Below are 18,755 nucleotides of genomic sequence, written 5' to 3'. Positions count from 1 at the left end.
GACCAAAAATGTTCCGCAATCTGTTTTTTGCTGCGCTGGTCGCAGCCCTTTGTGCTGCCCTTGTGGCATCTACGATCCAGCATTTCCGCGTCACCCCGCTGATCCTGCATGCCGAAAGCTTTGAAGGGGAGGGTGGCCATTCCCATGGTGAGGAGGCCACTCCGGCCGAGCATACCCACGCCCCCGGCACCCCGGCCCATGATCATGGCGCCGACGAATGGGCGCCCCAGGATGGTCTTGAGCGCACCCTCTATACCGTGCTCGCCAATCTGCTCGCCGCCGCTGGCTTTGCCCTCGTGATCGGCGCCGTAGGCCTCCTCGCCAATATTCCCAACACGGCCGGTAATGCTCTGCTGTGGAGCCTGGCCGGCTTTGCCAGCTTCACCCTCGCGCCCGCCTTTGGCCTGCCGCCCGAACTGCCCGGCATCCCCGCCGCCGATCTGGGCGCCCGCCAGCTCTGGTGGGTCGCGACGGCCCTTGCCACCGGCGCCGCCTGCCTGCTCCTCGCCAAGACCCGGGCGGGCTGGGCCATTGCCGTGGCGCTCGCACTCGTCCTCGCGCCGCACATCGTGGGCGCCCCCGCGGCTCCCGAAGAGCCAAGCGCCGTTCCCGCCCATCTCGCCACCGCCTTTGCCGCCGCCACCATCGGCACTTCAGCCGTGTTCTGGCTGGTGCTGGGTGTCGTCTTTGGCCTCGCCAATGATCGCCTCGCCCGCCGCGAGGCTTCCCACCCCATCGGAGCTCCCGCATGACCACCAAGATTCCTACCACCGTCATCACCGGCTTTCTGGGCGCGGGCAAGACCACCCTTGTGCGTCACCTCCTCGCCCATGCCCCCAGGGGCAAGCGCATCGCCCTCATCATCAATGAATTCGGCGATCTCGGCGTCGACAAGGACATCCTGGCCGGCTGCGGCGACGAGACCTGCCGTGAAGAGGACATGGTCGAGCTGTCCAATGGCTGCATCTGCTGCACCGTGGCCGACGAGTTCATCCCGACCATGCAGGCACTGCTGAATCGCCCTGAAAAATTCGATCACATCGTCATCGAAACCTCGGGCCTCGCCCTGCCCCAGCCCCTGATCCGCGCCTTCAACTGGCCCGAGATCAAGGCGCAGGTGACCGTCGATGGCGTCGTGACCGTCGCCGATGCCGCCGCTCTTGCCGAGGGCCGCTTTGCCGCCGATGAAGCCGCCGTCGACCGGCAGCGCCGCCTCGACGAAATGCTCGACCACGAAACGCCCTTGGGCGAGCTCTTCGAGGATCAGCTGGCCGCCGCCGACATGGTCATCATCAACAAGACCGATCTGGTGGATCCCGCCACCCTCGAAAAAGTCGAGCAGAACATCCGCGCCGAGCTGCGCCCCGGCGTCGGCATTGTTCGCGCCGCCAATGGCCATGTCGATATCGCGGCGCTTCTGGGCCTTGGCATGGCTTCGGAAGACGACATCGCCAACCGCCCCAGCCACCACGAACTCGAGCACGAGGGCGAAGGGCACGAGCACGACGATTTCGACAGCTTTTCGCTCCAGCTCCCCGCCATCGCCGGCAAGGACGAGCTGCTCGCCATCATCGAGGACACGATCCGCACCCATGACGTGCTGCGCCTCAAGGGCTTTGCCGCTGTCCCTGGCGCCGCTGCGCGCCTCGCCGTCCAGGCCGTCGGCCCTCGCATCACCGCCTATTTCGACCGCCCCTGGGCACCCGGCGAAGCCAGGCAGACCGCGCTCGTCGTCATCGGCCAATCCCCGCTCGACCACGCCGCCATCACCCAAAGCCTGCGCCGCGCCGAACCCGTGGCGGCATAAGTTCCAAGAGAATGGCTCCACGCACCGGGACAGGTCTGCACCCCCGCCCCAGCCCTCCTCCCAAGGGGGAGGGGGCCGCATTGCGCCTTGGGCACGATCTAGCCCAACCCACCAGCCCAAAGCCCCTCCCCCTTGAGGGGAGGGGTCGGGGTGGGGGTGCAGGCGCTTCCGCCAATCCGGTCTTCGTGGGAGCCTGACCATGCACCTCCTTTCCGCCCAGGCCGGTGCCATCCAGCAGGAAGGCGAGGCCATCGATCTCGCCCAAACCCCTGGCGCCTTCATCTTCGCCTCCTCGGCCGATAGCGAACTCGCCATGCTCGCCGCCGCGGCCGATCGCGCGGGGGAAACCGAACTGCGCCTCGCCAACACGCTGCGCCTTTCCAACAATCTGTCCGTCGATCTCTGGCTCGAGCAGACCGTCCGTCACGCCCGCCTCATCGTCCTGCGCCTCATCGGCGGCGCCGCCTATTTCCAGTATGGCGTCGATGAGATCACCGCCCTCTGCGCCAACCGCAAGATCCCCCTTGCCCTGCTGCCCGGCGACGCCAATCCCGACCCCATCCTGCAAGCGCGCTCCACGCTCCACCCCGAAGACTGGACCCGCCTCCACGCCCTCCTCATCGCCGGTGGCCCCGCCAATGCTGACGCGATCCTTGAAGCCTTCCATGCTCTTGCGCTTCCGTGTCCATTGGCACCGTCCCGAAGCCCCTCCCCCTTGAGGGGAGGGGTTGGGGTGGGGGTGCAGGCCCCTCAGCCGAACCACGAGCTTCGGCCAGACCACCCGGCGGCTGAGGGTCACGAAATGCGTGCCGGCGCGACCCGAGGGAACGGAGTTTTAAGTTCACTCCAGCCCCAGCCCTTCGCCCGCTTCTCCCTCTGGCACCCCGCCACCGGCATCACCGACGAAACCGGCCTAAGGCACCGGCATCTCGAGCTTTCGCCTCCCTCCCCCTTGAGGGGAGGGACCGAGGGTGGGGGTCATTCGGCTCCTGCTGTAACGGCCCCCCACATCCCCATCCTCTTCTACCGCGCCGCGCTCGAAGGCGCCGGCACCGCCACCCTGCAGGCCCTTGTTGCCGAGATCGAGAACCAAGGCCTGCTGCCGGTCCCGATCCTCGTGTCCTCGCTCAAGGAAGCCGCCTGCGTGCGCTTCGTGCAGAATGTGCTCGAGAGCTTCCCGCCCGCCGCCATCTTCAACCTGACCGGCTTTGCCCTCGCGCTGGACCCCGACGACACCAAGTCCGACCCCTTCAGCGGCACCGATGCCCCCGTCATCCAGTTGATCCAGTCCGGCCGCTCGGAAACGCAATGGCAGGCCGACCCGCAGGGTCTGTCATCCAAGGACATGGCGATGTTCCTCGTCATGCCCGAACTCGATGGCCGCATCGGCGGCCTCCTCGTCGGCCACAAAGCCGATGCCGTCTGGCACACCAGCACCCAATGCCCGCTCAGCGCCTATGCTCCCGACCATTCCGGCATCGGGCGCGCCGTCCAGCTCGCCCGCAACTGGGCCCGCCTGCGCGCCACCCCCCGGCCTGAGCGCAAACTCGCCCTCATCCTCGCCAACTACCCCCTCCGCGACGGCCGCCTCGCCAACGGCGTCGGCTACGACGCCCCGGAGTCGACGGTGGCAATCCTCAAGGCGCTAGATGCGGCCGGGTACACGCTTTCCAACCAACCACCGGCCCTCTCCCCCTCCCCCTTGAGGGGAGGGGGCAGGGGTGGGGGTTCAGGCTTATCCTCTTGGTCCGGCGGACCCGGCCACGCCAACGCTCGCCTGGCTCGCCCGCTCAAAAACACCGATCGCGCCCGCCAGCTCCGCTCCACTTCTCCACCGCCCGAGCGCGTGCTTTGGCGCATGCTGCGCGAAAGCTTTCCCGATCAGCATTTTCGCCGCCAGGTTCCCATCGGCTCTTATTTCGCTGATTTCGCCTCACACCGCGCCAAATTGGTGATCGAACTGGATGGCGATACGCATGGCACCGACGCGGCCAAGCGTTACGATGCCGCCCGCGACCGGTTCCTGAACCAGGCTGGTTATCGTGTGCTGCGCTTCACCAACCATGATGTCTCCAGCAATCTGGACGGTGTGTGGGCAGTAACGTCGCAGCATCTGGCGGGCCTCAGCACCCCCACCCCTGACCCCTCCCCTCAAGGGGGAGGGGAACCGGTCGCGTTCGTCACAGTTGCTGCGCCGGCCACTGGCCTGAGGCCCCTCCCCCTTGAGGGGAGGGGTTGGGGTGGGGGTGCTGAACCCGCAACCTACCCAAAATCCTCAGCCGAGCTCATCGCCGCCCTTCAGTCCGGCCCCACCAACGCCAACCCGCAGCGCGGCTCATCCGCCGCCACGCTCTCGCTCGCCCGCTATCGCGAGCTCTTCGCCGCGCTGCCCCAAGCGATCCAAACCGAGGTCACCGCCCGCTGGGGTGATCCCGCCACCGACCCGTTCGTGCGCGACGACACTTTCCATCTCCCGGCGCTCGTCTTCGGCAATGTCACCATCCTGCTGCAGCCGGGCCGCGGTTATGGGCTCGATGAAACCCAGAGCTATCACGACCCTTATCTCCCCCCGCCCCATGCCTATCTCGCTGCCTATCTCTGGCTGCGGCATGACTGGGGCGCCCAGGCGCTGATCCACAACGGCAAGCATGGCACGCTGGAATGGCTACCCGGCAAATCCACCGCGCTCGACGCGGCGAGCTATCCCGATGCGCTTTGGGGCGGGCTGCCCCATCTCTACCCCTTCATCGTCAACGATCCCGGCGAGGGCACGCAGGCCAAGCGGCGCACCGGGGCGGTCATCATCGATCACCTCATTCCCCCGCTCACGCGCGCGGAAACCTATGGCCCCCTCAAGGACCTCGAAGCGCTGCTCGATGAATATTATGCCGCTTCGGGCATGGACCGGCGCCGCCTTGCCGATCTGCGCCGCCGCATCCTTGATTTCACCCGCGACAGCCGGCTCGACCGCGATATCGGCCTGCCGGAGGACGAAACCGCGGCCCTGCTCAAGATCGACAATTTCCTTTGCGACCTCAAGGAAGCCCAGATCCGCGATGGCCTGCACGTCTTTGGCCAGTCGCCGACGGCCGAGCTCGAACGCGATCTCATCGTCGCCCTGGCCCGCGTCCCGCGTGGCGACGCCCCGGGCGAGCGCTCCCTCATCCGCGCCCTCGCCGATGACCTCAAGCTCGGTTTCGACCCCCTGACCGCCAAATTGGGCGACCCCTGGGCCGGCCCGGATCTATCTGCATTGGCCTGCCTCCCCCTTGAGGGGAGGGCCGGGGAGGGGGTCCCTCCGCTCCGTCACCGCACCGTTGGCGACATCGTCGAACAACTCGAACACCTCGCCGCCGAACTCGTCTCCGGCCGCGCGCCCGAGCCCGGCTGGACCCAAACCGCCGCCGTGCTCGAAACCGTCGAAGCCGTCATCCGCCCGCGCCTGCGCGCTTCGGGCCCCGCCGAAATGGCCGCGCTGCTCGATGGACTCGACGGCAAGTCTGTTCGCCCGGGCCCTTCGGGCGCACCTTCGCGCGGGCGTCTCGATGTGCTGCCCACCGGGCGCAATTTCTTTTCGGTCGATACCCGCGCCGTGCCCACGCCCACCGCCTGGGAGCTGGGCCGCAAATCGGCGGAAAACCTGATCCTGCGCCATTTCCAGGATACCGGCACCTATCTGCAGGCCGCCGCCATCTCGGTCTGGGGCACCGCCAATATGCGCACCGGCGGCGACGACCTCGCCCAAGCCATGGCGCTCATCGGCGTCAAACCGGTCTGGGATCCCGGCTCGCTGCGCGTTTCGGGTTACGAGATCATCCCGCTCGCCAGGCTCGGTCGTCCGCGCGTCGATGTCACCCTGCGCATCTCGGGCTTTTTCCGCGATGCTTTCCCCGCCCAGATCACCCTCTTTGATCGGGCGGTCCGTGCTGTGGGAGCCCTCGATGAACCCACCGAGGACAACCCCGTCGCCGCGCGCATGCGCGCCGAGGCGCTGGGGCTGATGGCGCAGGGGCAAAGCGAAGCCGAGGCGTTCCTTGCCGCCGGCCACCGCATCTTTGGCTCGCGCCCCGGCACCTATGGCGCCGGCCTCGGCGCCCTCATCGATGCCGGCACCTGGCAAAACAAGGCCGAGCTCGCCGCCCGGGTCCTTGATTGGGGCCACTATGCCTATGGCGCCAAATCAGTCGGCACCCCGCAGCGCGACGGTTTCGCTGCGCGCCTCGCTGCCGTGGACGCGGTGATCCACAACCAGGACAATCGCGAGCACGACCTGCTCGATTCCGACAACTACTACCAGTTCGAGGGTGGCCTTGCCGCCGCCGCCGAAACGCTGAGTGGCCACCAGCCCGCCGCCTATCACAACGATCATTCCCGCCCCGAACGCCCGCTGATCCGGACCCTCGGCGAGGAAATCAGCCACGTCATGCGCTCGCGCGTCGTCAACCCGAAATGGATTGCCGGGGTCAAGCGCCACGGCTATCGCGGCGCCTTCGAGATCATCGCCACGGTGGATTTCATGTTCGCCTTCGCCGCCACGACCGGCGCCGTGCAGACCCACCATTTCGACCTCGCCTTCGAGGCCTTCATCGAGGACGACGCCACGCGCGACTTCCTCGCCACCGCCAATCCCTTCGGCTATGCCGAATTGCTCAAGAAATTCAACGAGGCCCGCGAGCGCGGTTTTTGGACCCCGCGCTCCAACTCGGCCTTTGCCTATCTGGAGACCGCGCCATGACCGACCAGCCCGCCAAGCCGCTCAAGAAGACCGACGGGATGAGCGAGGCCGAGCGCGACGCCTACCACGCCGAAAAAATGCGCAAGAAAAAGGAGGCCCGCAACAAGATCCTTGCCACCAAGACCGCGGAAAAGGGCCTCCTCATCGTCCACACCGGCAAGGGCAAGGGCAAATCCACCGCCGCTTTCGGCATGGTGTTCCGCGCGCTGGGCAATGGCATGCGCGTGGGCGTCGTGCAGTTCGTCAAGGGCGTCTGGAACACCGGCGAGCGCACCGTGCTCGACAAATTCCCCGATCAGGTCACCATCAATGCCATGGGCGAGGGTTTCACCTGGGACGTTGCCGATCGCCAGCGCGACCTTGCTGCCGCGCGCAAGGCCTGGGAGCAGGCCAAGGCGCTGATCCTTGACCCCAGCTACAAGCTCGTCCTCCTCGACGAGCTCAATATCTGCCTGCGCTACGACTATCTCCCGATCGAGGAGGTGGTCGAGTTCCTGCGCAACAAGCCCACCGACAAGCATGTCATCGTCACCGGCCGCAATGCCAAGGATGAACTGATCGAAATCGCCGATCTCGTCACCGAAATGACCGAGATCAAGCACCATTTCCGCGCCGGGGTGAAAGCCCAGGCCGGCATCGAGTTTTAGCAGCCCACCTTCCGCAGCGAGCGCCCGAGCCGGTCCAGCACCGGGCGCATTTCGCCGAATTGCGCCGCCGAGATTTCGATCTGCCAGCTTGCGGTGCTTCGCCGGTCGCACAAAAGGATGGTGCGGCCAAACCGCATCCGCGAGCCTTTCACGGCCGAAAAACTCGCCCAGTCGGGCGTCACCATTTGCTCCCCCGCCCGCCAGCCGCTGCGTTCCAGCTCACGCCCGATCCGCGCCACCGTTCCCGCAAACGGGCCGCGCATCGGCTCGCCCCAGGCGTGCAAGCTCACCGCTTCGCCTGCCAGCTCGAAACTCTGCTCCGCCTCATCGCCTTCGCCCGCGACAAACCCGGCCGGCACCTCCAGTGCAAAGCCGAACCGCGTGTTCTCGTAACGCAGCGCCTCTTGCCCCCAAGCGGGCGCCGCCAGCAGCATCAGGCCCAACATGGCCAGCAGCCGCATTACAGCACCACGATCCCGGCATGCTTGGCCTTGTTTTCCGGCTCCACGTGAATCGTGATCTGTGCATCCTTGACCGCTTCGCGCAGCTTGCTTTCGATCCCGTCGCAAATCCGGTGCGCTTCATCGACGCTGAGCGCGCCGGGCACCACCAGGTGAAAATCTATAAACACCATGCGCCCGGCCTGCCGCGTGCGGATATCATGGGCCTCGATGGCGCCGGTGGCATTGGTCGCGATCACCTCGCGAATGGTTTTCTGCGTTTCGGCCGGCACGGCGACATCCATGAGGCCCCCCACGCTCGCGCGCACCACGCCCCAGCCCGACCACAGGATGTTGACCGCGACCAGCGCCGCGAGGATCGGGTCGAGCAGCGCCCAGCCGGTCATCACCGCCAGGCCCAGCCCCACCAGCACCCCGATTGTGGACACGACATCGGTCAACAGATGCTTGCCATCGGCTTCAAGCGCCGGCGAGCCTTCCGCGCGGCCATGGCGCAGCAATACGCCCGCCCAAACGAGGTTGATCACCGTGGCCACCGCCGCCAGCAGCAATCCCTGCCAGGGCGCATCGGGCAGCCGGGGGTGGAAAAACCCGACCCATGCCTCGCGCAGGATCAGGATCGCGGCCACGATGATCATCACGCCTACGATCACCGCCGAAAAATACTCGGCCTTGCCATAGCCATAGGGCAGGGCGGCATCGGCCGGCCGTTGGGCCAGCCGCACCGCGATCAATGCTGTGAGGGCCGTCACCACATTGACGATGGATTCCAACGCGTCGGAAAACAGCGCCACCGACCCGGTGAGCCACCAGGCGAGGAACTTGATGCCAAGCACCACCAGCCCAACCAGCAGGCTTGCAGCAGCGATGTGAAGGGTTCTTTGCATGGCCTCGATCCGTCCGGCCTCCTTGTTGCGCCTGCGGCAAACGGGGAGGGCGGCCTGATAGCCCGTTCCGGCCAGCGCAACAATGATTGTCTTTGCAACTGCTTTTCATCTGCAAGGCCCCTGTGGGAAAGCGGCTGTTTTTGCCTGCAGGACCGGCACGTCCAGGCTCATCGCCCGCGAGCGCAACGCTCGCACTGGCCTCAAGAGCCGCCCTACCCACAAGTGTCGTCCCGACCTTGAGCCGGGATCCATCCTGAAGTGGCAGCAGCTACAGCAATGGGCCGTCAGGCTGCGGGCGCCACGCCCCCAGGCTCATCCCACTGGTGGACTGATCCGCCGCTCGGCGCGGTAAAGCCCGATGCTGTGGATAAACACCAGCACCCCCAAGCCCTCCAGTGCTTCCTCGATGATCGCCGCGAGGCGATAGGAGGCGGCGGTCACATCCCCCGTGGCATCCGAATAAAGCTTGCCCCCGATCAGCTCCATGCCGATGGCGCCGCCGATAAACAACGCTGCCGCCAGCAGCATGGTCGCGCGCGCACGTCCCGGCAGCGCCCGCAAAAAGCGAATAAAGGCCACCAACCCCAGTAGGCACAGCGCCGCCACCGGTAGCACCCAGGCGAAGGTCAGGAACCCCGATGTGCCAAGGCTCGAACCTACCGGCGCCGACAGCAACTCATGAACGCTCAGCGCCTCGTCGGCCGATAGCCCGAAAAACACCACACCCAGCAGCGTCCACTGCGCCCCGATCAGCCGCTCCCGGCGATAAACCCTGGCCCCGGTATCGAGCAGCATCAGGCCTGCGCCCGCCAGCAGCAGCTGGGAAAACCAGGTGTAAACGCTGCGCTCCACATCGAGGTCGAGCAGCCAGATCCTATCCTCCCCGTCCAGTCCCAGCCCATGCTGCACCACGGCAGCACCGATCAGCACCGCCCAGATCAGCAGCGGCACGAGGATAGGGCGGACAACCGGCCGCGCGGCGTCCAGCCTGCGGGCGTGCTCCTCTGTTATCTCGGTCATCGCTTCGCCCCGGCCCAGTGTCATTGGACTGTCATAATTGACCCCGGCTGCCGGACGATCTACCCGTCATGGCGCGTATAACCGCTCCGGCCGAGTACCTAATCCAAATGGCCTAGCAACCCCCTTCAGAGCCGCCGCAAGGGGCGCCCCCGGCCTGGCATCTCAACTCTAAGAGCTATTCGCCCGGTCCTACCGGCGCCGCATTCCGCCGCATTGATTGCCCCTATCGGCTCGGGCGCTTACAAGCCGCAGGGCAAGCGGCATCGAGCCTCATGCTGCACACGGGAGCAACCACATCGCCATGGGGCAGGGCACTGTGCATACCATTCCAGCCGAGCCGGCCCGGGTATTGGCCGGAATTGGCTCGCGCCGCCTAACCGATCCACAGGAGATCATCGCCCTTGTCGGGCAATGCCTCGAGGAAGCCGGCATGCCATTGGCCACATTGGTGGCCCTTGCCAGCCATGCCCGCAAGGCCGGGGATCCGGCGTTGCTTGCTGCCGCAGACGGGCTCGGCGTTCCCCTCCGCCTGCTTGATGGTCACGCCCTACGGGCAGCCGTCCCCACTCCATCAAGCGTGGTTGAGCGCCATACCGGGCTCCCCTCCATTGCCGAAGCCTGTGCCCTTGCCGCCGGCACGCTGCTGCTGCCCAAGCGGCAAACCGCTCGCGTCACCTGCGCGCTCGCTTTGTGCCGCCCCAGTTGGCAGCTCGATCGCTTCGGCCAGCCCGCGCCTCAGCCAGCCAATGCCGCCACGCAGGCCTCCACATCGGCGACCTCGCGCGCCGGCGGATAAGCTGGACGCGCGACCATGATCACATTAGTCCTGCGCTGGCGCGCCGCCTCGAGCTTGTCGGCGGTTTGTGCGCCGCCGGAGTTCTTGCTGACCAGATGTGTGATTGCTTCCCGCTCCAGCAGCGCCAGTTCCCCTTCAAGTCGGTAGGGTGGGCGCGACAGAATTATTTCGGCATGCGGCGGCAGTGGCTTTGCCGGCGGCTCGATCAAGCGCACCACAAACCGGCAATCCCGGCGGCGGAGAAAGGCCTCGAGCCCACCATGTCCGGTGGTCAGCAGCACTTTGGCGCCCGCAGGGATGGCCGCGGCCGCGGCGGCCAGGTCGGGCACATGGGTCCAGGGCGCCTCGGGCGGCTCCCGCCAGGCTGGCCGCACCAGCCGCAACAGCGGGACGCCAGCGCCGTTTGCCGCGGCAACCGCATTGGCCGACATTCCGGCAGCATAGGGATGGGTCGCATCGATCAGCCAATCAAACCCGCTCGCCTGGAGAAAGGCCGCGAGGCCCTCAGCCCCGCCCAACGAGCCAATCCGCAATTGTCCCGCCGGAACCATCGGGTCCTGCGTACGTCCAGCCAACGAAGTCGTCACTTGGTGCCCGAGCGCCACCAGCCGCTCGGCCAGCTTGCGTGCCTCCCCCGTTCCGCCCAGCACCAGGATATTCATCTGTTCGCCATCTGCTTGTTCGCTCCCCGCCATTGTGGCGGCTCCGCCCGCGCGCCTCAAGGCAATCCCTGCCGCTTTCCCGCCGCAGCCCTGCGGCAAGGTGGTGCGGCGTGAGCCGGGGCTTTGTGGTTGCGGCCCCCCGCTCGGGTTCTGGCAAGACGGTCATCACCCTTGGCCTGCTCGCCGCCTTTCGGGCGCGTGGCACGGTCGTGGCCCCCGCCAAGGTTGGTCCCGATTATATCGACCCCACTTTTCTTGGTCGCGCCGCCGGCCGCGACGCGGTCAATCTCGATCCCTGGTCCATGACGCCGGCTCGCCTGCGCCATCTCGCGGGCGTTCAGTCCACCGGCGCCGACCTCCTGATCGTTGAAGGGGTCATGGGCTTGTTTGACGCCGGCGCCGATGGCTGGGGCTCCACTGCCGATCTTGCCCAGATGTTGGACCTGCCCGTGGTGCTGGTGGTCGATGCCGACAAGCAAAGCCAGTCCGTTGCGCCCCTGGTCGCCGGCTTTGCCCATTGGCGATCCGGCGTGCGCATCGCGGGCATCATTCTCAATCGCGTCGCTTCCGCCAAGCATGAGCGCATGCTGCTTGAAGCGCTGCTGCCCACCGGCATCCCCTGTCTTGGCGCCATTCCGCGCAACACCGAATTGGCGCTCCCCGAGCGCCACCTCGGGCTTGTCCTGCCCGGCGAGATCGAGGGTATCGCCGATTTCCTCCAAACCGCCGCCACCAGCATGGGCGACTATCTCGATCTCGATCGGCTCCAGGCACTCGGCGCGCCCCTCGCCGCAGCCGATGGCGGGAGCACCGCGCTGCCCCCGCTGGGTCAGCGCATCGCCATTGCGCGCGACGCGGCGTTCGCCTTTCTTTATCCGCACCTGCTGGATGGCTGGCGCGAGCAGGGGGCCGAACTGCTGTTCTTTTCCCCGCTGGCCAACGAGCCGCCCGCGCCGGGGGCTGACGCCGTGTTCTTGCCCGGCGGTTATCCCGAACTCCATGGTCCCGCCCTTGCCGCCGCGGCGCGGTTCAAAGCCGGCCTGCTTGCCGCTCGCGACCGCAATGCGCTGATCTATGGCGAATGCGGGGGCTTCATGGTTCTGGGCGACGCTTTGGTGGACAAAGCGGGCAAGGAACACGCCATGGCCGGCCTCTTGCCCGTTACGACCCGCATCGATCGCCCCAAGCGCATTCTCGGCTATCGGCGCCTGCGCCACACCGGCGCCTTGCCCTTTCCTCCCAATCTGCACGGTCACGAATTTCACTATTCCTCCGCCAAGCAGTCGCGCCTGCCGCCCCTTTTTATCGCAGCTGACGCGCGCGGGGTTAACTTGCCGCCTATGGGTGCGGTGATCGGTCGGGTGATGGGCTCTTATGCCCATGTCGTGGATGCCGCCCCATGAGCGCCCGCGCCCTCATGGTCATGGGCACCGGCTCCGATGTTGGCAAGTCGCTGATCGTGGCCGGCCTCTGCCGCGCCTACACCAATCGCGGGCTGCGTGTCGCGCCCTTCAAGCCGCAAAACATGTCCAACAATGCCGCGGTCACCGCCGATGGCGGCGAGATCGGGCGCGCCCAGGCACTGCAGGCCCGCGCCTGCCGCCGCGACCCGCTCACCGCCATGAACCCGGTGCTGCTCAAGCCGGAAGGGGAAACTGGCGCGCAGCTGGTGGTGCGTGGCCAGCGCCGCCAGTCCATGGCCGCGCGCGAATATTTTAGGCGCCGCGCCGAACTCCTCCCAGAAGTGCTCGCCGCCTATCGCGAATTGGCCGCTGACAGTGACCTCGTTCTGGTGGAAGGGGCGGGGAGCGCCTCCGAAGTCAACCTGCGCGCCAACGACATCGCCAATTGGGGTTTTGCCCGGGCCACATCCATCCTGACAATTCTGTTAGGTGACGTTCATCGTGGTGGCGTAATTGCGGCACTGGTCGGCACTTTTGCCGTAATCGATCCCGAAGACCGCGCGCTGATCGCCGCCACCATGATCAACAAATTCCACGGCGATCCCACCCTTTTCGACGGCGCCAAGCGCTTTCTCGCCGACAAAACCGGCGTCCCATGCCTGGGCCCTATCCCCCATTTCCCCGCCGCCCACCGCCTTCCCGCCGAAGACGTGCTGGCGCTCGAAGTCAGCCAACCCATTGCCAGGGCAGGCAGATTCACCATCGCCGTCCCCCGCCTGCCGCGCATCGCCAACTTCGATGACCTCGATCCCCTGCGCGCCGAACCCGGCGTCGAGCTCATCCTCGTCCAGCCCGGCCAACCCATTCCGCGCCAAGCCGACCTTGTGATCCTCCCCGGCTCCAAAGCCACCCGTTCCGACCTCGCCGCCCTCAAGCTAAATGGCTGGGGCATCGACATAAAAGCCCATCACCGCGCCGGCGGCCGCATTCTCGGGATCTGCGGCGGCTACCAGATGCTGGGCCAATCCATCGCCGATCCCGACGGCATCGAAGGCACCCCCGGCACCAGCGAAGGCTTGGGCCTCCTCGAGGTCGCGACCATCTTATCCCCCACCAAGCAACTGCGTCTCGAGCAAGCCATCCACCCCGCCAGCGGCCAGCCCATCAGCGGCTACCACATGCATATGGGCGTCACCCAAGGCCTTGATACAGCTCGCCCTTTCGCCGAAGTTGCCGGCCAGCCGGAAGGCGCCATCAGCCCGGATGGGCGAATCATCGGCACCTATCTGCACGGCCTCTTCGCCTCCGATCCCTTCCGCCGCGCCTTTCTCGGCGCCGTCGCTACCCCCGATCTCGACTATGAAGCCGGGGTCGAGCAAACCCTCGACGACCTCGCCGCCCATCTCGAGCACCACCTCGACCTCGACGCCATCCTCGCCCTGGCCCGGACTGCGCGGCCGTGACCAACCTCCTCATCGCCCCCATCGCGCTCCTGCTCGAACGCTGGCTCGGCTACCCCGACTTTTTTCTCCGCACGGTCGGCCACCCCGTAATTTGGTTCGGCAAGCTGATTGCCTGGCTCGACCACCGGGTCGACCGCGATCGCGTTTCCCCCGCCGGACAGCGCCGCGCCGGGGTGTTTGGCCTCGGCGTGCTATTGCTGGTGACCCTCGCTATCACTCTGCCGCTGCACCTGTTTTTGGGCGCGCTGCCCTATGGCTGGTTGGCTGAAGCACTGCTTGCAACTCCATTTCTGGCCCAAAAAGAACTCGGCCGCGCCGTCAACGGGGTGGCTTTAGACCTCGACCGCTCGCTGCCGGCAGGGCGCGAAGCGGTCAGCCACATCGTCGGCCGCGACCCCGAACAACTCGACGGGGCAGGGGTCTCTCGCGCCACCGTCGAAACCCTGGCGGAAAGCACCTCTGACGGTGTCATCGCGCCCGTGTTCTGGCTCCTGCTAGCTGGCTTGCCGGGCATTGCGCTTTACAAGGCGATCAACACCGCCGATTCCATGATCGGCCATCTCAGCCAACGCTATCGCTGGTACGGCTGGGCCGCCGCTAAGCTGGACGACCTCGTCAACTGGGTGCCCGCGCGTCTGAGCGCCCTTCTCATCGTGATCGCCTGCATGCTCGTACCGGGGGCCTCTCCTAGCGCTGCCTGGGCCACTATCCGCCGCGACGCCCGCAAGCACGCCTCACCCAATTCCGGCTGGCCCGAAACCGCTTTCGCCGGCGCGCTTGGCTTCGCCCTGGGCGGTCCTCGCGCCTATGGCGGCGAAATGGTGGATCTGCCGCTACTCGGGTCGGGCAAGCGCGACCTCGACGCCAATGACATTACACGGGCGCTGGTGCTCTACCGGGCAACTCTTAATGTGCTGCTGGCGGCCTGCATCGTCCTGCTGCTCCTGGGATGGCTGGTCGACTAGCCGTAAATCAGTCGTCCGTGGCGCCCTTGAGCGTCATCGGCAATCCGGCAATTACGAAGTACACATCCTCGCAGATATCGGCGAGGCGCTGATGGGCGGCGCCCGCGAGGTCCCGGAACGTCCGGGCCATCGCATTATCCGGCACAATGCCCAAGCCCACCTCGTTGCTAACGAGGATGACGCGGGTCTTCTCCATTTTCGCCAGCCCGTCGACGAGTTCCTCTACCGCCGTGGCCACATCGGAATTGGCGACGAGCAGATTGGTGATCCAGAGGGTTAGGCAATCCACCAGCACCACATCATGGTTGTCGCCAGCGCGCAGCAGCGTCTGGCTGAGCGCCAGCGGCTCCTCGATGGTGGTGAAGCGTCCGCCGCGGCCGCGCTGGTGGGTCGCGACCCGCTCGCGCATCTCGCTGTCCAGCGCCTGCGCCGTGGCAAGATAGGCTGGGCTGCCGCCTGAGCGAATCGCCAGCCGCTCGGCAAATGCCGTCTTGCCAGAGCGCGCCCCTCCCAGAACCAGCACATGCCGCTGCATCATCGCACCTTTGTGTTTTTGGCCGCGAGGGCCGGTTCAACGTCGGCCCCACTTTGATCCTTGGTATTACGCCGATTTGGCTGTGCAAGCGAGCTTGCCCCACACTGGAGATCCGGTGCTTATTCTACTTTCGTCTTAGCAGCTTTCGCACTATGGTCCGCGCCGAAACAAGCCTTTACCATCCCGGACTTTCCAACGGAGTTGACCCGCGTGCCCCGGTTTTATCTTGGCGTTGACGGCGGCGGCACCAATTGCCGCATCCGCTTGGCTGACGAAAATCTCCAAACGCTTGCCGAGGTCAAGAACGGGCGCTCCAACCTGCAGATCGACGGCGGTGACCCTGCCTACAAGGCCATCAGCGAGGGCACCCGCGATGTGTTTGCCGCCGCTGGTCTCGGTTATGCGGAAACCGCCGACACGTATGCCTGCTTTGGCATGGCGGGCGGGCGCATGGATACGGCGCGCGCCGCGTTCGCCGCACGGCCCTGGCCCTTTGCCGGGGTCCAGGTCTATGACGACATCGACATTGCCCATGCCGGCGCCCTTGCTGGCAATGATGGCGGGGTGATCATTGTCGGCACGGGGTCTGCGGCTCTGGCCGTGGTCGAGGGGCAGCGCTTCCAATGCGGCGGCTGGGGGTTCCAGATCGGGGACCAGATGTCGGGCGCGATCCTTGGGCGTGAACTGGTGCGCTATGCTGTCGAAGCCAGCGACGGGCTGGCCGAAGCTTCGCCTCTCACTGACGCAGTGCTTGCCGCCTTGGGCGGCGACAATCAGGCGGTCATGAGCTGGTCCTTTGCGGTCGATCTCGACGTCAAGATCATCAGCCGCGACGGATCGGAAGGGTGCGATGATGCCTTGATCGGGCGAGCTCCGGCAGAATTTGGCAAGCTGATCCCGCTGCTGATGGAATACTTTGATGCTGGCGACCCGGTTGCCCAAAAGATGATGACCGTACAACTGGGCTATGTGGATGCCTATGTGCGCTGGTTCCAGGCCCGCAACGCCAAGGTGATGGCGGTGGTCGGTGGCTTTGGGCAGCGCATCTTCCCCATCCTGCGTGAACGTTATGGCAATTTCGTCGCGCTGCCGCAGTTTGAACCGCTGCATGGCGCAGTTATCCTCGCCAAGCAAAACTTCGCTTCTGCCGCCAACAAGGGACTATAGCTCGTGTCCAGCCGCATTATTCCGGTCCAACCCTTCGACTACGTGGTTTTTGGGGCCACTGGTGACCTGACCAAGCGCAAGCTGATCCCGGCCCTTTATCATCGGTTCAAGGATGGGCAGTTCGACGAGCGGTCTCGCATCATCGGCGTTTCACGCTCTCCCTTGTCCGATGCCGAGTTCCAGACCCTTGCCCGGAATGCGGTCACGGAGTTTGTCGAGCAGGAATATCACGATGAGGCAACGATCGACCGCTTTGTGTCGATCTTCTCCTACGTCGCCAATGATGTGAGCGACCCGGCGAACTGGGCCGACCTGGACGGCGCGTTGCGGGACGATCCCGAGATCGTGCGCGCCTTCTACCTGGCGGTGGCACCCGACCTGTTCGAGCCGATAGCCGAATATTTGTCGAAGAAGGGCTATTACCGGCGCGACGCCCGCGTCGTGATCGAAAAGCCGCTTGGCCACGATCTCGCATCCTCTATGGAAATCAATGATGGCGTGGCCAAGATCTTCGAAGAAGATCAGGTTTATCGCATCGACCATTATCTGGGCAAAGAAACGGTGCAGAACCTGCTGGCGCTGCGCTTTGCCAACACCTTGTTTGAGCCGGTCTGGAACTCGGCCCATATCGACCATGTCCAGCTTACCGTTTCGGAATCGGTCGGCGCGGGAACGCGCGGCTATTACGACGAGAGTGGCGCCCTGCGCGACATGATTCAGAACCACATGCTGCAACTGCTCTGTCTTGTGGCGATGGAGCCGCCAGCCTCGGACGACGCCAATGCGCTGCGCGATGAAAAGCTTAAAGTGCTGCGCTCGCTCAAGCCGATTACTGCGGGGGATGTAGCGCGCATGACCGTGCGCGGGCAATATCGCGCGGTGTCTTCGGAAGGCACTTCGGTCAAGGGCTACCAGGAAGAACTTCCGGGCGAAAAGAAGGGTTCGCGCACCGAAACCTTTGTGGCGCTCAAGGCCGAAATTGGTAATTGGCGTTGGTCGGGCGTGCCGTTCTATCTGCGCACGGGCAAGCGCATGGCCCAGCGCGTCTCGGAAATCTGCATTCAGTTCCGCGCCATCCCGCACTCCATCTTCGATCACGCCGAAGGCGCGCCCAAGGCCAACAAGCTAATAATCCGCCTGCAGCCCGATGAGGGCGTCAAGCTGATGATGATGATCAAGGATCCCGGGCCGGGCGGCATGCGCCTGCGCGAAGTCCCGCTCAATCTGAGCTTTGCCCAGACCTTCACCGAGCGCACGCCGGAGGCCTATGAGCGGCTGCTGCTGGACGTGATCCGCGGCAACCAGACCTTGTTCATGCGCCGCGACGAGCTGGAAGCGGCCTGGAAATGGGTCGATCCGATCCGCGAGGCCTGGGACAATTCGAGTGAGCCGCCCCAGCCTTACACCGCCGGAACCTGGGGCCCGTCGGGTGCCATTGCGCTGATCGAGCGTGATGGCCGGACCTGGTATGAGGAAGATCACTAAGACCATGCTCGACCGCCGCACCTTTGCCGACAAGCCTACCCTCGCCAAAGAACTGGCAGAAGCCGTTGCGGATCGTATCCGCGCGGCCATCGCCGAGCGGGGCAGTGCAGCCATTGCCGTGAGCGGCGGCTCGACGCCCGCCCGCTTTTTCCAGGCCCTGGGCAAGTTCAAGGACATCGACTGGGAAAAGGTGGTGGTCACCCTCGTCGATGAGCGCTGGGTCGATGAAACCAACGATCGCTCCAATGCGCTGCTGGTCAACGAGCGCATGCTGCAGGGCCCGGCCGCGGTAGCGCGGTTCTTGCCCCTTTATTCCGGTGGCGATGCACCCGACAATGCAGCTGTAGAGCGCACCAACGCCCAACTGGAAGCGCTGCCGCGCCCCTTTGCGGCCGTGGTCCTCGGCATGGGCAGCGACGGGCATACCGCTTCCTTCTTTCCCGGGGGCGATACCCTAGCCGAGGCGCTGAGCGCGCCGGGACCAACCATCGCCATCCGGGCGCCTGGTGCGGGTGAGCCCCGCATCACTTTTACCCTTCCGCGTCTTCTGGAAACGGATGGGCTCTACCTCCATATCGAGGGGGAAGAAAAGGCCGCCGTTCTGGACGCGGCGCTGGGCGACGGTCCGGTCGAGGACATGCCCATTCGCGCCGTGCTGCGCTCCGGCCATCCGTTAACTGTATACTGGTGCCCATAGTCCCCGAAGCGCTCCCCAATTGACC

General features: G+C 65.7%; 16 protein-coding genes. 11 read left to right on the top strand and 5 right to left on the bottom strand.

Features of this window, described 5'->3' with window-relative positions:
• Positions 1 to 8 precede the first annotated feature (8 nt).
• The 4 genes from AC3YMN_RS15180 (at position 9) to cobO (ending at position 7,189) form a co-directional block, all read left to right on the top strand.
• A complete protein-coding gene (locus tag AC3YMN_RS15180) occupies positions 9 to 752 on the top strand; it encodes a CbtA family protein (RefSeq protein ID WP_489890642.1) in 744 nt (247 codons plus the stop codon).
• Positions 749 to 1,807 carry a cobalamin biosynthesis protein CobW gene (gene cobW, locus AC3YMN_RS15175; RefSeq protein WP_489890641.1) on the top strand — a complete coding sequence of 353 codons (1,059 nt, stop codon included), beginning with the start codon at positions 749 to 751 and terminating at the stop codon, positions 1,805 to 1,807. Before AC3YMN_RS15180 ends, cobW begins: the two co-directional genes overlap by 4 nt.
• A gap of 199 nt (positions 1,808 to 2,006) precedes the next feature.
• Positions 2,007 to 6,542: a cobaltochelatase subunit CobN gene (cobN, locus tag AC3YMN_RS15170; RefSeq protein ID WP_489890640.1), complete on the top strand. Its 4,536-nt coding sequence runs from the start codon at positions 2,007 to 2,009 to the stop codon at positions 6,540 to 6,542.
• Positions 6,543 to 6,580: 38 nt separating this feature from the next.
• On the top strand, positions 6,581 to 7,189 hold the full coding sequence (gene cobO, locus AC3YMN_RS15165) for a cob(I)yrinic acid a,c-diamide adenosyltransferase (RefSeq protein WP_489890718.1): 609 nt from the start codon (positions 6,581 to 6,583) through the stop codon (positions 7,187 to 7,189).
• Here cobO and AC3YMN_RS15160 read toward each other — a convergent pair.
• The 3 genes from AC3YMN_RS15160 to AC3YMN_RS15150 form a co-directional block, all read right to left on the bottom strand.
• Positions 7,186 to 7,650 (bottom strand): hypothetical protein, encoded by a 465-nt coding sequence (locus AC3YMN_RS15160; RefSeq protein ID WP_489890639.1) that lies wholly within the window; start codon positions 7,648 to 7,650, stop codon positions 7,186 to 7,188. The two genes, cobO and AC3YMN_RS15160, sit on opposite strands and share 4 nt — an antisense overlap.
• Entirely contained in the window at positions 7,650 to 8,537 is an 888-nt protein-coding gene (locus AC3YMN_RS15155) for a cation diffusion facilitator family transporter (protein WP_489890638.1), read from the bottom strand. Before AC3YMN_RS15155 ends, AC3YMN_RS15160 begins: the two co-directional genes overlap by 1 nt.
• A 312-nt stretch (positions 8,538 to 8,849) precedes the next feature.
• Positions 8,850 to 9,557, bottom strand: a complete 708-nt coding sequence (locus AC3YMN_RS15150; protein ID WP_489890637.1) for a DUF8692 domain-containing protein — start codon at positions 9,555 to 9,557, stop codon at positions 8,850 to 8,852.
• Between the two features lie 316 nt (positions 9,558 to 9,873).
• Here AC3YMN_RS15150 and AC3YMN_RS15145 point away from each other — a divergent pair, with 316 nt between their 5' ends.
• Positions 9,874 to 10,353, top strand: a complete 480-nt coding sequence (locus AC3YMN_RS15145) for a cobalamin biosynthesis protein (protein WP_489890636.1) — start codon at positions 9,874 to 9,876, stop codon at positions 10,351 to 10,353.
• On the opposite strand, the gene AC3YMN_RS15140 is transcribed toward AC3YMN_RS15145, so the two are convergent.
• The gene (locus AC3YMN_RS15140; RefSeq protein ID WP_489890635.1) at positions 10,293 to 11,048 is read right to left on the bottom strand and encodes a cobalt-precorrin-6A reductase; all 756 of its coding nucleotides are present in this window, start codon (positions 11,046 to 11,048) and stop codon (positions 10,293 to 10,295) included. The two genes, AC3YMN_RS15145 and AC3YMN_RS15140, sit on opposite strands and share 61 nt — an antisense overlap.
• Positions 11,049 to 11,125: 77 nt before the next feature.
• On the opposite strand from AC3YMN_RS15140, the gene AC3YMN_RS15135 reads away from it, so the two are divergent.
• The 3 genes from AC3YMN_RS15135 to cbiB are packed head-to-tail and all read left to right on the top strand — an operon-like array spanning position 11,126 to position 14,846.
• A complete protein-coding gene (locus tag AC3YMN_RS15135) occupies positions 11,126 to 12,418 on the top strand; it encodes a cobyrinic acid a,c-diamide synthase CobB (RefSeq protein ID WP_489890634.1) in 1,293 nt (430 codons plus the stop codon).
• Entirely contained in the window at positions 12,415 to 13,881 is a 1,467-nt protein-coding gene (locus tag AC3YMN_RS15130) for a cobyric acid synthase (RefSeq protein WP_489890633.1), read from the top strand. Before AC3YMN_RS15135 ends, AC3YMN_RS15130 begins: the two co-directional genes overlap by 4 nt.
• A complete protein-coding gene (gene cbiB, locus AC3YMN_RS15125; protein WP_489890632.1) occupies positions 13,878 to 14,846 on the top strand; it encodes an adenosylcobinamide-phosphate synthase CbiB in 969 nt (322 codons plus the stop codon). Before AC3YMN_RS15130 ends, cbiB begins: the two co-directional genes overlap by 4 nt.
• Before the next feature lie 7 nt (positions 14,847 to 14,853).
• Here cbiB and cobU read toward each other — a convergent pair whose 3' ends face one another.
• Positions 14,854 to 15,381 (bottom strand): bifunctional adenosylcobinamide kinase/adenosylcobinamide-phosphate guanylyltransferase, encoded by a 528-nt coding sequence (cobU, locus tag AC3YMN_RS15120; RefSeq protein ID WP_489890631.1) that lies wholly within the window; start codon positions 15,379 to 15,381, stop codon positions 14,854 to 14,856.
• 210 nt (positions 15,382 to 15,591) lie between these two features.
• Here cobU and AC3YMN_RS15115 point away from each other — a divergent pair, with 210 nt between their 5' ends.
• The 3 genes from AC3YMN_RS15115 to pgl are packed head-to-tail and all read left to right on the top strand — an operon-like array spanning position 15,592 to position 18,730.
• Positions 15,592 to 16,548, top strand: a complete 957-nt coding sequence (locus tag AC3YMN_RS15115; protein WP_489890630.1) for a glucosamine kinase nucleotide-binding domain-containing protein — start codon at positions 15,592 to 15,594, stop codon at positions 16,546 to 16,548.
• 3 nt (positions 16,549 to 16,551) lie between these two features.
• A complete protein-coding gene (zwf, locus tag AC3YMN_RS15110) occupies positions 16,552 to 18,033 on the top strand; it encodes a glucose-6-phosphate dehydrogenase (protein ID WP_127752155.1) in 1,482 nt (493 codons plus the stop codon).
• Positions 18,017 to 18,730 carry a 6-phosphogluconolactonase gene (gene pgl / locus AC3YMN_RS15105; protein WP_489890629.1) on the top strand — a complete coding sequence of 238 codons (714 nt, stop codon included), beginning with the start codon at positions 18,017 to 18,019 and terminating at the stop codon, positions 18,728 to 18,730. The genes zwf and pgl overlap by 17 nt, the downstream gene beginning before the upstream one ends.
• Positions 18,731 to 18,755: the final 25 nt, after the last annotated feature.

The organism is Devosia sp. Z11_6 (assembly GCF_058133665.1).
This window is presented reverse-complemented; position numbering and strand designations above follow the sequence as displayed.

Bases quoted from the DNA above. Each gene is read 5' to 3' on its own strand.
- AC3YMN_RS15180 (WP_489890642.1), top strand. From the start codon at position 9: ATGTTCCGCAATCTGTTTTTTGCTGCGCTGGTCGCAGCCCTTTGTGCT.
- cobW (WP_489890641.1), top strand. From the start codon at position 749: ATGACCACCAAGATTCCTACCACCGTCATCACCGGCTTTCTGGGCGCG.
- cobN (WP_489890640.1), top strand. From the start codon at position 2,007: ATGCACCTCCTTTCCGCCCAGGCCGGTGCCATCCAGCAGGAAGGCGAG.
- cobO (WP_489890718.1), top strand. From the start codon at position 6,581: ATGAGCGAGGCCGAGCGCGACGCCTACCACGCCGAAAAAATGCGCAAG.
- AC3YMN_RS15160 (WP_489890639.1), bottom strand. From the start codon at position 7,650: ATGCGGCTGCTGGCCATGTTGGGCCTGATGCTGCTGGCGGCGCCCGCT.
- AC3YMN_RS15155 (WP_489890638.1), bottom strand. From the start codon at position 8,537: ATGCAAAGAACCCTTCACATCGCTGCTGCAAGCCTGCTGGTTGGGCTG.
- AC3YMN_RS15150 (WP_489890637.1), bottom strand. From the start codon at position 9,557: ATGACCGAGATAACAGAGGAGCACGCCCGCAGGCTGGACGCCGCGCGG.
- AC3YMN_RS15140 (WP_489890635.1), bottom strand. From the start codon at position 11,048: ATGGCGGGGAGCGAACAAGCAGATGGCGAACAGATGAATATCCTGGTG.
- AC3YMN_RS15130 (WP_489890633.1), top strand. From the start codon at position 12,415: ATGAGCGCCCGCGCCCTCATGGTCATGGGCACCGGCTCCGATGTTGGC.
- cobU (WP_489890631.1), bottom strand. From the start codon at position 15,381: ATGCAGCGGCATGTGCTGGTTCTGGGAGGGGCGCGCTCTGGCAAGACG.
- pgl (WP_489890629.1), top strand. From the start codon at position 18,017: ATGAGGAAGATCACTAAGACCATGCTCGACCGCCGCACCTTTGCCGAC.